This window comes from Kitasatospora sp. NPDC007106 (assembly GCF_040634455.1).
Taxonomy (GTDB): Bacteria; Actinomycetota; Actinomycetes; order Streptomycetales; family Streptomycetaceae; genus Kitasatospora; species Kitasatospora arboriphila.
Genome location: NZ_JBEYFP010000026.1, coordinates 1 through 13,288 on the forward strand (window position 1 = coordinate 1; position 13,288 = coordinate 13,288).

The window sequence follows — 13,288 nt, forward strand, 5'->3', positions numbered from 1 at the left end:
GGGCGGACCCCTTCCGGGATCCGCCCGCCGTCCGGCTCGGGATCAGCCGCCGCTCTTGCGGCGGAAGGTGCGCTTGCCGCCCGCCGCCGCGTGCGTGCCGTGGATCTTCGAGCCCTCGCCGCCCTGCCCGGCGCCGCCGCTCCCGCGGCCGCCCTGCTTGCGCTCCAGCGCGGCGAGGAACTTCGCCTTCACGTCCTCCTGGGCGGGTGCCTCGGCGGCCGCCTCGACCGGGGCGGCCCCGGTCTCGGACTGCTCGGCGGGTGGGGCTGCTTCCTTGCTCATGGCGCGACCTCCGGTACGGGGCCCCGGGACAGGGGCCGGGTGCAGTGCACACCCTGCCACGGCGGCGGCCGCCCGGCGGGTTCATTTCACTTCGTCGGGGAACCGGGGGCCGCCGATCAGGTAGAAGAGCGCCAGGATCGGGAACCCGATCGACGCGATCACGAGGACGAAGAACTGCCAGACCATCGCAGACTCCTCGGGCGAGGGCGGGTGATCCCCCGACCGTAAGCCGCGCTCCGGCCGGTCGCCACCGCGCGCTCCGGCGCACGCCGACGGTGCCGGTCGAGTCCGTCCGACCCCTGTACCGGGCGGCCGCCCGCACGCAGACTGGTCCGATGCAGGTACAGCTCGCCGGAGAACCGTACGGGCCGGGCCGCGAGAGCGAGGACTTCGCCGCCGCCTCCGCCGAAGCGCTGGTGCTGCTGGACGGTTCCAGCATGCCGACGGACCTGGAGTCCGGGTGCCGCCACGGCACCGCCTGGTACGCCAGACGGCTCGGGGTCCACCTCCTCGCCCGGCTCACCGACCGGGCCGACCGCTCGATCGCCGAATGCCTGGGCGACGCCATCGTGGAGACGGCGGCCCTGCACGGCGGCCGCTGCGACCTCGCGAACCCGAACACCCCGGCCGCCATGGTGGTCGCCGCCCGCAAGGTCGGCGGCTCGCTGGAGTACCTGGTGCTCGGCGACTCGCTGCTGGTGCTCCACCCCCGCGAGGGCGCGCCCCGGGTGATCGGCGACAACCAGCGCTTCCCCGGCGGGGAACTGCTGCGCCGGCAGGTCTGGACGACGGTGCCGGGCAGCACCGAGCGGGCCGAGCTCTACCTCGCGTACGCGCAGGCCGTCCGGGCCGCCCGGAACTCCGGGCACGGGCCGTGGATCGCCGCCGCCACGCCGCGCGCCGCCGAGCACGCGGAGACCGGCTTCGTCCCGCTCGACGAGCTGCGGGGGGTGGCGGCGCTGACCGACGGCGCGGCCCGGTTCACCGAGCGCTTCCGGCTCGGCAGCTGGTCGGACGCGCTGCGGCTGCTCGCGGAGTCGGGGCCGGCCGAGCTGATCGCCCAGGTGAGGGCCGTCGAGGAGGCGGACGCCGACTGCACGCGCTGGCCGCGCGGCAAGAAGTCGGACGACGCCGCCGCCCTCTACGCCCGGATCTGACCCGGCCGGGCCGCGGACGCACCCGGGGCCCGGCGTGTGCCGGGCCCCGGGTGCGAGCGGTGCGGGTTCAGTCGACCGGGTGGCCGAACGAGCCCGACTGGAAGTCCTTCATGGCCTGCTCCAGCTCCCGGTGGCTGTTCATCACGAACGGGCCGTACCAGGCGACCGGCTCGCGGATCGGCTGCCCGCCCAGGACGATCACGTCCAGGTTGGGGTGGCGGGACTCCTGCTTGGCGTCCGCGGTGATGGTGATCGTGTCGCCGTCGCCGAAGACCACGGCCTGGCCGGTGTGCACCGGCCGCCGCTCGGTGCCGACCGTGCCGTCGCCGTTGAGCACGTAGGCGAGGGCGTTGAAGTCGGGACGCCAGGGCAGGGTGACGGAGGCGCCCGGGGTGAGCGTGGCGTGCAGCAGGGTGATCGGGGTGTGGGTGGCGCCCGGCCCCCGGTGCCCGTCCAGCTCGCCGGCGATCAGCCGCAGCACGGCGCCGCCGTCCGGGCTGGTCAGCAGCTTCACGTGGCCGCCGTGGATGTCCTGGTAGCGCGGCTGGGTCATCTTGTCGCTCGCGGGCAGGTTGACCCACAGCTGGATGCCGTGGAACAGGCCGCCGCTGAGGACCAGCGACTCCGGCGGGGTCTCGATGTGCAGGATGCCCGAGCCGGCCGTCATCCACTGGGTGTCGCCGCCGCCGAGGTGGCCGCCGCCGCCGTGCGAGTCCTTGTGGATGAACTCGCCGTCGATCAGGTAGGTGACGGTCTCGAAGCCGCGGTGCGGGTGCCACGGGGTGCCCTTGGGCTCCCCGGCGGCGTACTCCACCTCGCCCATCTGGTCCATCATGATGAACGGGTCGAGGAACTTGGTGTTGATCTTGGCGAAGGCGCGGCGGACGGGGAAGCCCTCGCCCTCGAAGCCCTCCGGAGCGGTGGCGACCGCCAGCACCGGGCGGGCGACCGCGGCGGCGGGGTCGGGGGTGGTGACGCGCGGCAGGGTCAGCGGGTTCTCGACGGTCACGGCGGGCATGTCGGCCTCCTTCAGGGGGTTCTCTGGCCTACGTCCGAAAGGTTAGTTCAATCCTCAACCAATAGCAAGTTGAACATTGAACTAAATGGGCGTGGCTGTGCGGGAGGCCGTACGCCTCCCGCGGGGGTGGGGTCAGCCGTACATCCGGCGCATGGTGAAGTCGACCATCTGCTCGACCGCCTTCGCGTCGAAGACCATCCGGTGTTCGCCCTCCATGTCGAGCGCGAAGCCGTAGCCGGTCGGCAGCAGGTCCAGGACCTCCGCGCCGGTGACGCTGAAGTGCTTGGACTCCTTGCCGGCGTAGCGCCGCAGCTCCTTGAGCGAGCTGAACATCGGGATCACCGGCGTCGGGGTGTTGTGCAGGGCGAGGAAGCCGGGGCGGTCGCCGCGCGGGCAGTGCACCTTCGAGGTGATGAAGATCGCCTGGAAGTCCTCGACCGGCATCGAGCCGGTGGTGAAGGCCCGGACGGCGTCGGCCAGCGAGGGCGGCGAGGGCTCCGGGTAGAGGGACTGCTGGGCGCCCCCCTGCTGGGGGTCGCCGTACGGGCCGGGGCCGGGCATGCCGTTCATCCCCGCCTGCTGCTGGTAGGGGTCCTGGTACGCGGTCTGCTCGTAGCCGTACACGGGGCAAGGCTACCGGGCCGGGGCGCCCCGCAGGGGGGACGGATCTCACAAGGTGTGCGCGTCCGGGGTTGTGGGACGTGACCACGTTCATAAGGCTTTGCCGTGAGAGGGCTTGCCCAAGTTACTGCCGGGTAGCATCATGGTGCGTACTGGTGGGTAAGTGGCGCTCGATCGGCGGGCCCACGGCAAGCAGACGAACCGGAGAAACGGTCATGGGTCACTACAAGTCCAACCTGCGGGACGTGGAGTTCAACCTGTTCGAGGTGTTCGGCCGCGAGCAGGTGTACGGCACCGGCCCGTTCGCCGACATGGACGTCGACACCGCGAAGAACATCCTCAGCGAGATCTCCCGCCTCGCCGAGAACGACCTCGCCGCGTCCTTCACCGACACCGACCGCAACCCGCCGGTCTTCGACCCGGAGACCAACACCGCGCCCGTCCCGGCCACCTTCAAGAAGAGCTACCAGACCTTCATGGACGCCGAGTGGTGGCGCCTGGGCATCCCGGAGGGCATCGGCGGCCAGGTCACCCCGTCCTCCCTGGTCTGGGCCTACGCGGAGCAGGTCCTCGGCTCGAACCCCGCCATCTGGATGTACTCCTCCGGCCCGGCCTTCGCCGGCGTCGTCTACGAGGAGGGCACCGAGGAGCAGCACAAGGTCGCCCAGCGCATGGTCGACGGCCTCTGGGGCGCCACCATGGTGCTGACCGAGCCGGACGCCGGCTCGGACGTCGGCGCCGGCCGCACCAAGGCGATCAAGCAGGAGGACGGCTCCTGGCACATCGAGGGCGTGAAGCGCTTCATCACCTCCGGTGAGCACGACATGTCCGACAACATCATCCACCTGGTGCTGGCCCGCCCCGAGGGCGGCAAGCCCGGCACCAAGGGCCTCGGCCTCTACATCGTGCCGAAGTACGACTTCGACTGGGAGACCGGCGAGCTCGGCGAGCGCAACGGCGTCTACGCCACCAACGTCGAGCACAAGATGGGCCTCAAGGCCTCGAACACCTGCGAGATGACCTTCGGCGCCAAGCACCCGGCCAAGGGCTGGCTGCTCGGCGAGAAGGTCGACGGCATCCGCCAGATGTTCAAGATCATCGAGTTCGCCCGCATGATGGTCGGCACGAAGGCGATCGCCACCCTGTCCACCGGCTACCTGAACGCCCTCGAGTACGCCAAGGAGCGCGTGCAGGGTGCGGACATCGCCAACTTCCTGGACAAGACCGCCCCGCGCGTCACCATCACCCACCACCCCGACGTCCGCCGCTCGCTGATGACGCAGAAGGCGTACGCCGAGGGCATGCGCGCCCTGGTGCTCTACACCGCCTCCGTCCAGGACGACGTGCTGGCCGCCCGCCTGCGCGGCGAGAGCGACGAGGCCGCCGAGCGCCTGAACGACCTGCTCCTGCCGATCGTCAAGGGCTACGGCTCGGAGAAGTCCTACGAGCAGCTCGCCCAGTCCCTGCAGACCTTCGGTGGCTCCGGCTACCTGCAGGAGTACCCGATCGAGCAGTACATCCGCGACGCCAAGATCGACACCCTGTACGAGGGCACCACCGCCATCCAGGGCCAGGACTTCTTCTTCCGCAAGATCGTCAAGGACGGCGGCCAGGCGCTCACCGCCGTCTCCGAGCAGATCCAGAAGTTCATCGCCACCGGCGAGGGCGGCGACGCCCTGGCCGCCGAGCGCGAGGCGCTCGGCAAGGCCGCCGGCGACCTGGAGGCGATCGTCGGCAAGATGCTCGCCGACCTGACCGCCGTCCAGCAGGACGTCACCAACATGTACAAGGTCGGCCTCAACGCCACCCGCCTGCTGCTGGTCTCCGGCGACGTCGTCATCGGCTGGCTGCTGCTCCGCCAGGCCGCCGTCGCGCTGGCCAAGCTGGAGGCCGGCGCCTCCGAGAAGGACGTCCCGTTCTACCGGGGCAAGGTCGCCGCGGCCCGCTTCTTCGCCCGCAACGTCCTGCCCACCACCGCCCCGCAGCGCCTGATCGCGGAGGCCGTGGACAACGAGATCATGGAGCTCGCGGAGGAGGCCTTCTGAGCCCCCTGAAGTCTGCCTGACACACCCTCACGCCGTGGGGCCCGGTCCGCCGACCGGGCCCCACGGCGTTTCACCGTCGGACGGAACCGGGCAAACGGAACGTCACGGGCGGCATGACGGACGGTCGGGAATGCACTGTGTCCCGGTGTTCTCACCGTTGTGTCACCGTTTTTGAGTTCGCCGCGTCATGTCCGTGTACGGGCATATGCTCAGATGCGGACCCGGTACCCCCATCCGGCGTCCGACCTCCCTCAACCCAGGAGCAGCATGTCGACCGCCGACCGCCCGGCCCACTTCGACCGGACGCACACCGACGATCTGATCGCCTTCCTCGGCGCCGCACCCTCGCCCTACCACGCCGTGGCCGCGTCGGCCGAGCGGCTGGAGAAGGCGGGCTTCCGCAGGGTCCTGGAGACCGACGCCTGGGGGGCCGAGGCCGGCGGCCGGTACCTGATCCGCGGGGGCGCGCTGATCGCCTGGTACGTGCCCGAGGGGGCGGGCCCCGAGACGCCGTTCCGGGTGGTCGGCACCCACACCGACTCGCCCAACCTCCGGGTCAAGCCGATCCCGGACACCGGCTCCTCCGGCTGGCGCCAGGTCGCCGTGGAGATCTACGGCGGCGTCCCGCTGAACACCTGGCTCGACCGCGACCTCGGCATCTCCGGCCGCCTCGCGCTGCGCGACGGCACCGCCCGGCTGGTGCAGATCGACGAGCCGCTGCTGCGCGTCCCGCAGCTCGCGATCCACCTGGACCGCGCCGTCAACGAGGGCCTGAAGCTCGACAAGCAGCGCCACCTCACCCCGATCTGGGGGATCGGCGAGGTGACCGAGGGCGCGCTCCTCGAGTACGTCGCGGGCAGGGCCGGCGTGGCCGCCGCCGACGTGGCCGGCTGGGACCTCATGACCCACGACGTGCAGCCCGCCTCCTACCTCGGCCGCGACCGCGAACTGCTGGCCGGCCCCCGGCTGGACAACCTGCTCTCGGTGCACGCCGGCACCGCCGCGCTGGCCGCCGCCGCCACCGGCGACGCCCCGCTCGCGTACATCCCGGTGCTCGCCGCCTTCGACCACGAGGAGACCGGCAGCGAGTCCGACACCGGTGCGCAGAGCCCGCTGCTCGGCAACGTGCTGGAGCGCACCGTGTACGCCCGCGGCGGCACCACCGAGGACCGCGCCCGGGCGCTGGCCGGCACCGTCTGCCTCTCCTCCGACATGGGGCACGCCGTGCACCCCAACTACAGCGAGCGGCACGAGCCGGGCCACCACCCGATGCCCAACGGCGGCCCGATCCTGAAGGTCAACGTCAACAACCGGTACGCCACCGACGGCGTCGGCCGGGCCGTGTTCGCCGCCGCCTGCGAGAAGGCCGGCGTGCCGTGGCAGACCTTCGTCTCCAACAACGCCATGCCCTGCGGCACCACCATCGGCCCGATCACCGCGGCGCGGCTCGGCATCACCACCGTGGACTGCGGCATCGCCGCGCTCTCCATGCACTCCGCCCGCGAGCTCTGCGGCGCCGAGGACCCGTACCTGCTGGCGAGCGCCCTCAAGGCGTTCCTGGAGGGCTGAGCCGGGGCCCCGGGGGCCGGTCCGCGGGCGGTGGGGGCCGCCGCGCGGACGGCCCCCGTTCACTCCGGTCCGGTCACTCCATGCCGGCGAGGACCAGCGGCAGCCGGCTCACGCCGTCGGCGGTGAGCTTCACCGGCACGCCCCAGTCCTGCTGGTGCACGTGGCAGGCCGGGTACTCGATCTCCGGGTCGTCGTCGCAGGACGCCGCCATCGCCGACACGTGCAGCACGCCCTCGGCGACCGCCCCGTTCAGCACCAGCTCGCGGGAGAGGTCGGTGTCCGCACCCTCGCCCGAGAGCAGCAGCTCCGGCGGGGTGGAGCTGACCAGCAGCCGGGTCGACGGGCCGTAGCGCTCGTCCAGCTTCTGCCCGGACGGGGCCTGGAAGACCACGTCCAGCCGCAGGGCCCCGGGGGCGACCTCGGTGGCGGCGCGCTGCGTGCGGTGCGCCACCGACTCGACCCGGACGGCCTCCTCGGGCAGGCGCAGCCGGGTCAGCCGGTGCCGGGCCGACTCCACCACGACGATGTCGCCGTCCACGACCACGGCGCCGGAGGGCTCGCGGACGTCCGTGGCGAGGGTGGTCACCTCGCCGGTCTCCGGGTCGAAGCGGCGCAGCGCGTGGTTGTAGGTGTCGCTGATCGCGACCGAGCCGTCCGGCAGCACGGTGACGCCCAGCGGGTGCTGCAGCAGCGCCTGGTCGGCGGCGCCGTCGCGGTGGCCGAAGTCGAACAGGCCGGTGCCGACCGCGGTGTGCACCGAACCTGTTTCACGTGAAACCCAGCGCACCGCCGAGGTCTCCGAGTCGGCCACCCAGAGCCGCTCGCCGTCCGCGGACACCGCCAGGCCCGACGGCTGGGCGAACCAGGCCTCGGCCACCGGGCCGTCGACCAGGCCCTCGTTGGTGGTGCCGGCCGCGACGGCGACCGTGCCGGCCGCCGGGTCGAAGGCCCACAGCTGGTGCACGCCCGCCATGGCGATCCACACCCGGCCGTCGAACCAGGCGACGTCCCAGGGCGAGGAGAGGTCGACCTCGCGGGCCGGGCCGGCGGTCGCCGACCCCTGCCACCACTGCCGGCCGGTGCCGGCCAGCGTGGTGACGCTGCCGTCGGCGAGCCGCAGGCCGCGCAGTGCGTGGTTCACGGTGTCCGCCACCACGACGTCGTAGCCGAGGTCGAGGCCCGCCGGGACGAGGGCGAGGCCCTGCGGCTCGCTGAACCGCGGCGCGGCGCCGTCCACCAGGCCGCGCTCGCCGTCGCCGATCCGACGCAGCACCGTCTCGCCGTCCTCGGCCAGCTCCACCAGCGAGTGGTGCCCGGAGTCGGCCACCAGGTAGTGGCCGTCCGGCAGCCGCACCGCCTTGCCCGGGAACTTCAGGTCGCCGGCCTGCGGCTCGGGCGCCACGTACGGGCCGTCGCCGCGGCGCAGCGTGCCCTTGGCGGCATGCTCGGCCTCCAGCTCCTCGACCAGGGCGGCGATCGCGTGCGCGTGGCCCTCGCCGGCGTGCTGCGCGACGACGTACCCCTCGGGGTCGATCACCACCAGCGTCGGCCAGGCCCGCACCGCGTACTGCTTCCAGGTGGTGAGCTCCGGGTCGTCCAGCACCGGGTGGTGCACCTCGTACCGGGCCACCGCGTCGACCACCGCGCGGTGGTCGGCCTCGTGGACGAACTTCGGCGAGTGGACTCCGACGATCACCACCGTGTCGCGGTGCTTCTCCTCCAGCTCCCGGAGTTCGTCCAGGACGTGGAGGCAGTTGATGCAGCAGAAGGTCCAGAAGTCGGCGATGACGATCTTGCCGCGGAGGTCGGCCAGCGACAGGTCCTTGCCGCCGGTGTTGAGCCATCCGCCCTTGCCCACCAGTTCGGGGGCGCGTACACGTGCACGAGAAGCCATGCCCCAATCAAACCCGATGCGCGTGAGAACCATTCCGGTCCCGGGCGGCGGGGGGCGAGAATGATCCGGTGATCATCGCCAGTACGCCCTCGGGGCCGGTCGAGGTGCCGTCGTTCGTCGCCGGGTTCGCGCGGGGCCGGCCGGTGCGGGCCGTGTGGCGCAACACGCTCGGCGGGCTGACCTTCCAGGTCGGGGCGGACGGCCGGCGGCAGTTCGTGAAGTGGCTGCCGACCGGCAGCGGCACCTTCACGGCGGAGGCGGTACGGCTGCGCTGGGCGGCCCGCCACGCCGCGGTGCCGCAGGTGCTCGACGAGGGCGCCGACGACGAGGGCTCCTGGCTGGTCACGGCCGGCCTGCCCGGCCGCTCGGCGGTGGACGGGCGCTGGCTGCGCGAGCCCGCCGCCGCGGTGCGGGCCGTCGGCGAGGGGCTGCGCGCCCTGCACGAGGCGCTGCCCGCCGCCGACTGCCCGTTCGACTGGTCCGCCGGGCCGCGGCTGGAGGCCGCCCGCGCCCGTGCCGCGGCCGGCCGGACCTCCCTGGCGGACTGGCCGGAGGAACTGCCCCGCTTTCGCACCGTCGACCGGGCGCTGGCCGCCCTCGCCGACGTCCCGCCGCCCGACGGGCCGGTGGTCTGCCACGGCGACGCCTGCGCGCCCAACACCCTGGTCGGCGAGGACGGCCGGCCGAGCGGCCACGTCGACCTGGGCACGCTCGGCGTCGCCGACCGCTGGGCCGACCTCGCCGTCGCCACCTGGAGCACCGTGTGGAACTACGGCCCGGGCTGGGAGCGGCCGCTGCTGGACGCCTACGGCATCGCACCGGACGCGGAGCGGACGGCCTACTACCGGCTGCTCTGGCACCTGACCGGCTGAGCCGGACCGCCCCGGCCGGTGACCGGATCGTTCCGGTGCGGGGCGTGATCATGTCTGGGGCGCGGGCCCGCCGGCGGCCACCATGGAGGACATGAAGAGCGCACTCGTCGTGATCGACGTCCAGGAGTCCTTCCGCCGCCTGCCCAACTGGGAGGCCGTCTCCGACCCGGGGATCGCCGACAAGGTCGGCCGGCTGGTCGCCGCCGCCCGGGAGAAGGGCGACCTCGTGGTGTGGATCCTGCACACCGACCCGGGCAGCGGCACCCCCTTCGACCCGGAGTCCGGCCACGTCCGGCTGATGGACGGCCTCAAGCCCGAGGACGGCGAGCCCGTCCTCACCAAGACCTCGCACAACGCCTTCACCACCACCAACCTGCAGCAGCAGCTCACCCGGCACGGCATCGGCGAGGTGGTGGTCAGCGGGATCCGCACCGAGCAGTGCTGCGAGACCACCGCCCGGGTCGCCTCCGACCTCGGCTACCAGGTCGTGTTCGTCACCGACGCCACCGCCACCCACCCGATCGAGCACCGGGACGCCCCGGCCGGCCGCAGCCTGGCGGAGGTCCTCGCCGACCCGCGTACCCTGTCCACCGACGAGATCATCGCGCGGACCGAGTACGCCCTCGCACGGCGCTTCGCCCGGATCGCCACCGTGGAGGAGCTGACCGGATCGTGACCAGGGTGGTCTTCCTGCTGGCGCCGCGGCTGCACCTGCTGGACCTCGCCGGTCCGGCCCAGGTGTTCTCCGCGGCGGCCGACCTCGGCCACACCTGGGAGATCGGGTACGTGGCCGAGCAGGAGGACGTCACCACCGCGCAGGGCATCGGGCTGAAGGCCGCCACCCGGTGGCCCGAGCTGGCCGCCGGCGACCTGGTGGTCGTCCCGGGCTGGCGCTCGCCGAGCCTGCCGACCGGGCCGGTGTTCACCCGGGAGACCCTGGAGCGGGTGGTCGCCCACCACACCGCCGGCGGCACGGTGGCGAGCATCTGCTCCGGCGCGGACGCGCTCGGCCGGGCCGGCCTGCTGGACGGCCGCCGCTGCACCACCCACCACGACCTCCAGGACGAGCTCGCCCGCCGCTACCCGCGGGCCTCCGTCGTCCCCGACGTGCTGTTCGTCCAGGACGGCAGCGTCCTCACCTCCGCCGGGATCGCCAGCGGGATCGACCTGGCACTGCACCTGCTGGCCGTCCGCCACGGCCCGTACGTCGCCGCCCAGGTGGCCCGCACGATGGTCGTCCACACCCGCCGCAACGGGGACGAGCAGCAGGACAGCGCGATGCTGCGGCACCGTGCCCACCTCAGCGACGCCGTGCACCGGGTGCAGGACGTCATCGACGCCCGGTTCACCGACCCGCTGCTGCTCACGGGGCTCGCCGCCGGCGCCGGCGTCAGCGAACGGACCCTCACCCGGCGCTTCACCGAGGCGACCGGCCTCACCCCGCTGCGCTACCAGCAGCAGCTGCGGCTGGAGCACGCCGAGCACCTGATCGGCCAGGGCGCCACCGTCGAGTCGGCCGCCCGCGCGGTCGGCTTCCAGGACGCCCGGATGCTGCGCCGGCTGCGCGCCCGGCCCGCCGCGGACTGACGGCACCCGGACGGCCGGTCTCCGCGCCCCGCCGCGCGGCCGAGGGCTGACCTGCGGCCCGGCGTCCGGCACGATGTGCTCGGCAGTGTCCGTCGAGGGAAGCAGGCAGGCATGAAGTACGTGGTCAAGGAGCGGCTGTTCGCGGTCGGCGACGACTACTGGATCGAGGACGGCGACGGCGAGAAGGCCTTCCTGGTGGACGGCAAGGTGCTGCGGCTGCGCGACACCTTCGAGCTGCAGGACCCGTCCGGCACCGTGGTCGCCGTGATCAAGGAGAAGGTGCTCACCGTCCGCGACGCGATGCGGATCGAGAACGCCGAGGGCGACACCGTCGCGACCGTCCGCAAGAAGCTCTTCACGCCGTTCCGCGACAAGTACCTGGTGGAGCTGGAGGCCGGCGGCGAGCTGGAGGTGCACGGCGACCTCATCGACAAGGAGTACAAGGTCGAGTCCGACGGCGGGACGGTCGCCGAGATCTCCCGCAAGTGGTTCCGGATCCGCGACACCTACGGCGTGGAGATCGCGGACGGCGCGGACGTGCCGCTGCTGCTCGCCGTCGCCGTCTGCCTGGACCGGATGGTCGAGCACAACGCCTGACGCTCCGTCGGCCCGCGGCGGTGCCTCCGCCGCGGGCCGGCCGGTGCTCAGACGATGACGTGCGGCAGGAAGCGCGCGCCGACGTGGGTGATCGGCGAGTCGTGCGTCTCGCGGATGCCGAGCCCGGCGGCCTCGCCGTCCACCACCCAGGCGCCCAGCACCGGCTGGTTGCCGTCGAACACCGGCAGCGGGCAGAGCTGCTGGTAGCAGAAGCCCTCGTCGCCGTAGCGGTCCGGGTCGCCGGCCCAGGCCGGCAGCAGGGTCTCGTCCCCGCCCGGCTCCACGATCCGCACGCCCGAACCCTCCCGGCCGAGCAGCGGCTTGGCCGCGTACCCGGTGGCGACGAGCTCGCGCGGCCCGTCCAGGTAGGCCGGCAGCAGGTTGGGGTGGCCGGGGTACAGCTCCCACAGCACCGCCAGCAGCGCCTTGTTGGAGAGCAGCATCTTCCACGGCGGCTCGATCCACAGCGTGGAGCCGGTGGAGCCGCCGAGGTCGACGGTGGCCAGCAGCTGGGCGCCGAACTCGTCCTGCGCCAGCCACTCCCACGGGTACAGCTTGAACGCGGAGCGGATGTAGCGGTGCTGCAGGTCGACGAACCGGCCGGTCAGCCCGTCCAGGCCGATGTCCTCCACGGCGATCGACACCGTCTCCAGGCCGGCCTGCTCGGCGGTCTCCTGGAGGTAGAGGGTGGTCATCCAGTCCTCGCCCTCAAAGTCGCCGCGGGAGTGCGCGAAGTGCACCGGGCCGGGCGGCAGCAGGTCCTTCTGCCGGCTCCAGGCGGCGACCAGCCGCTCGTGCAGCGAGTTCCACTGGTCCGCCTCGGGGAAGCGCTCCTCCATCCAGAACCACTGCGGGCTGGCGGCCTCGATCAGCGAGGTCGGGGTGTCCGCGTTGTACTCGAACATCTTGGCCGGGCCGGTGCCGTCGTACGCCAGGTCGAACCGCCCGTACAGGGACGGCTGTTCCTCGCGCCGCCGCCACGAGGTGGCGATCACCTCGGCGAGCCGCGGGTCGGTGATGCCGTAGTCGGCGAACCGGCCCGTCCGCACCACGTGGTCGGCGGCCTCCAGGCACATCCCGTGGAGTTCCTCGACCACCTCCTCCAGCGCCTCGACCTCCGGCAGCGAGAACTCGTAGTAGGCGCTCTCGTCCCAGTACGCGTACTCGGTGCCGGGGTTGCGCGGGTCCTCGCAGACGGCGTAGATCAGGCCCTGGGCCTCGACCGCGGCCTGCCAGCCCGGCCGCGGTTCGACGGTGCGGCGGCGCATCGCGGTCAGCCCCCGCTCGAGCCGGAGCTGCCGCTCGGGCAGCCGAAGCCGCCGCGCTTGGTGGCGGCCTTGTCGAAGGTGCCGCCGGCGGCGGTCAGCGAGCCGGAGCCGCAGTAGTACCAGCGGCCGGCGGCCGCGGTGGTGCCGGTGGAGCAGGAGTGGTCGTCGAGCACCTTGAGGGTGCCGGGGTCGACGCAGCGCCGGGGTGCGCTGCCGCCGGACGTGGAGCAGCCGGTGAGGGCCAGCGCCAGCGTCCCCACCATGCCGAGGGCGACGACGCCCGAGCGGCGGCGGGCGGAGGAGGGGTCGGTCTGCGTCATGACGGGTGATCGTACTTAAGGCTCCCCAGCACCGGAACCATGGGATATCTTTTGCCGG

13 protein-coding genes are annotated in these 13,288 nt (G+C 72.9%); 7 read left to right on the forward strand and 6 right to left on the reverse strand.

The window, feature by feature from the left end; translation table 11 throughout:
* Positions 1-42 precede the first annotated feature (42 nt).
* Complete coding sequence (locus ABZ641_RS05220; RefSeq protein ID WP_344624384.1) at positions 43-282, reverse strand: DUF5302 domain-containing protein; 240 nt, start codon at positions 280-282, stop codon at positions 43-45.
* A 335-nt stretch (positions 283-617) separates the two neighbouring features.
* Between ABZ641_RS05220 and ABZ641_RS05225 the strand changes: the two genes are divergently transcribed.
* On the forward strand, positions 618-1,439 hold the full coding sequence (locus ABZ641_RS05225; protein WP_344624385.1) for an integrase: 822 nt from the start codon (positions 618-620) through the stop codon (positions 1,437-1,439).
* Positions 1,440-1,506: 67 nt separating this feature from the next.
* On the opposite strand, the gene ABZ641_RS05230 is transcribed toward ABZ641_RS05225, so the two are convergent.
* Both ABZ641_RS05230 and ABZ641_RS05235 read right to left on the reverse strand, forming a co-directional pair.
* Positions 1,507-2,457: a pirin family protein gene (locus ABZ641_RS05230; protein WP_344624386.1), complete on the reverse strand. Its 951-nt coding sequence runs from the start codon at positions 2,455-2,457 to the stop codon at positions 1,507-1,509.
* Between the two features lie 132 nt (positions 2,458-2,589).
* Positions 2,590-3,018 carry an SseB family protein gene (locus tag ABZ641_RS05235; protein WP_344624406.1) on the reverse strand — a complete coding sequence of 143 codons (429 nt, stop codon included), beginning with the start codon at positions 3,016-3,018 and terminating at the stop codon, positions 2,590-2,592.
* A 275-nt stretch (positions 3,019-3,293) separates the two neighbouring features.
* Here ABZ641_RS05235 and ABZ641_RS05240 point away from each other — a divergent pair, with 275 nt between their 5' ends.
* Positions 3,294-5,123, forward strand: coding sequence for an acyl-CoA dehydrogenase (locus ABZ641_RS05240; protein ID WP_344624387.1), 1,830 nt, complete (start codon positions 3,294-3,296; stop codon positions 5,121-5,123).
* Between the two features lie 267 nt (positions 5,124-5,390).
* Positions 5,391-6,692 carry a M18 family aminopeptidase gene (locus ABZ641_RS05245; RefSeq protein WP_344624388.1) on the forward strand — a complete coding sequence of 434 codons (1,302 nt, stop codon included), beginning with the start codon at positions 5,391-5,393 and terminating at the stop codon, positions 6,690-6,692.
* 73 nt (positions 6,693-6,765) lie between these two features.
* Here the strand turns inward: ABZ641_RS05245 and ABZ641_RS05250 are convergent, their stop codons facing one another.
* Complete coding sequence (locus tag ABZ641_RS05250; protein WP_359979324.1) at positions 6,766-8,586, reverse strand: NHL domain-containing thioredoxin family protein; 1,821 nt, start codon at positions 8,584-8,586, stop codon at positions 6,766-6,768.
* A gap of 68 nt (positions 8,587-8,654) precedes the next feature.
* On the opposite strand from ABZ641_RS05250, the gene ABZ641_RS05255 reads away from it, so the two are divergent.
* The 4 genes from ABZ641_RS05255 to ABZ641_RS05270 all read left to right on the forward strand — a co-directional run bounded on the left by ABZ641_RS05255 (position 8,655) and on the right by ABZ641_RS05270 (position 11,642).
* Positions 8,655-9,458, forward strand: coding sequence for an aminoglycoside 3'-phosphotransferase (locus tag ABZ641_RS05255; protein ID WP_359979327.1), 804 nt, complete (start codon positions 8,655-8,657; stop codon positions 9,456-9,458).
* A 91-nt stretch (positions 9,459-9,549) separates the two neighbouring features.
* Complete coding sequence (locus tag ABZ641_RS05260) at positions 9,550-10,134, forward strand: isochorismatase family protein (RefSeq protein WP_344624391.1); 585 nt, start codon at positions 9,550-9,552, stop codon at positions 10,132-10,134.
* Positions 10,131-11,045: a DJ-1/PfpI family protein gene (locus ABZ641_RS05265; RefSeq protein WP_344624392.1), complete on the forward strand. Its 915-nt coding sequence runs from the start codon at positions 10,131-10,133 to the stop codon at positions 11,043-11,045. Before ABZ641_RS05260 ends, ABZ641_RS05265 begins: the two co-directional genes overlap by 4 nt.
* 111 nt (positions 11,046-11,156) lie before the next feature.
* On the forward strand, positions 11,157-11,642 hold the full coding sequence (locus ABZ641_RS05270) for an LURP-one-related family protein (RefSeq protein WP_344624393.1): 486 nt from the start codon (positions 11,157-11,159) through the stop codon (positions 11,640-11,642).
* A gap of 47 nt (positions 11,643-11,689) precedes the next feature.
* Here ABZ641_RS05270 and ABZ641_RS05275 read toward each other — a convergent pair whose 3' ends face one another.
* Together ABZ641_RS05275 and ABZ641_RS05280 are read right to left on the reverse strand one after the other, a co-directional pair.
* Positions 11,690-12,910, reverse strand: a complete 1,221-nt coding sequence (locus tag ABZ641_RS05275; RefSeq protein WP_344624394.1) for a glutathionylspermidine synthase family protein — start codon at positions 12,908-12,910, stop codon at positions 11,690-11,692.
* A 5-nt stretch (positions 12,911-12,915) separates the two neighbouring features.
* Positions 12,916-13,230, reverse strand: a complete 315-nt coding sequence (locus ABZ641_RS05280; RefSeq protein WP_344624395.1) for a hypothetical protein — start codon at positions 13,228-13,230, stop codon at positions 12,916-12,918.
* Between the last annotated feature and the right edge of the window lie 58 nt (positions 13,231-13,288).

Bases quoted from the DNA above. Each gene is read 5' to 3' on its own strand.
- ABZ641_RS05220 (WP_344624384.1), bottom strand. From the start codon at position 282: ATGAGCAAGGAAGCAGCCCCACCCGCCGAGCAGTCCGAGACCGGGGCC.
- ABZ641_RS05225 (WP_344624385.1), top strand. From the start codon at position 618: ATGCAGGTACAGCTCGCCGGAGAACCGTACGGGCCGGGCCGCGAGAGC.
- ABZ641_RS05230 (WP_344624386.1), bottom strand. From the start codon at position 2,457: ATGCCCGCCGTGACCGTCGAGAACCCGCTGACCCTGCCGCGCGTCACC.
- ABZ641_RS05235 (WP_344624406.1), bottom strand. From the start codon at position 3,018: ATGCCCGGCCCCGGCCCGTACGGCGACCCCCAGCAGGGGGGCGCCCAG.
- ABZ641_RS05240 (WP_344624387.1), top strand. From the start codon at position 3,294: ATGGGTCACTACAAGTCCAACCTGCGGGACGTGGAGTTCAACCTGTTC.
- ABZ641_RS05245 (WP_344624388.1), top strand. From the start codon at position 5,391: ATGTCGACCGCCGACCGCCCGGCCCACTTCGACCGGACGCACACCGAC.
- ABZ641_RS05250 (WP_359979324.1), bottom strand. From the start codon at position 8,586: ATGGCTTCTCGTGCACGTGTACGCGCCCCCGAACTGGTGGGCAAGGGC.
- ABZ641_RS05260 (WP_344624391.1), top strand. From the start codon at position 9,550: ATGAAGAGCGCACTCGTCGTGATCGACGTCCAGGAGTCCTTCCGCCGC.
- ABZ641_RS05270 (WP_344624393.1), top strand. From the start codon at position 11,157: ATGAAGTACGTGGTCAAGGAGCGGCTGTTCGCGGTCGGCGACGACTAC.
- ABZ641_RS05275 (WP_344624394.1), bottom strand. From the start codon at position 12,910: ATGCGCCGCCGCACCGTCGAACCGCGGCCGGGCTGGCAGGCCGCGGTC.
- ABZ641_RS05280 (WP_344624395.1), bottom strand. From the start codon at position 13,230: ATGACGCAGACCGACCCCTCCTCCGCCCGCCGCCGCTCGGGCGTCGTC.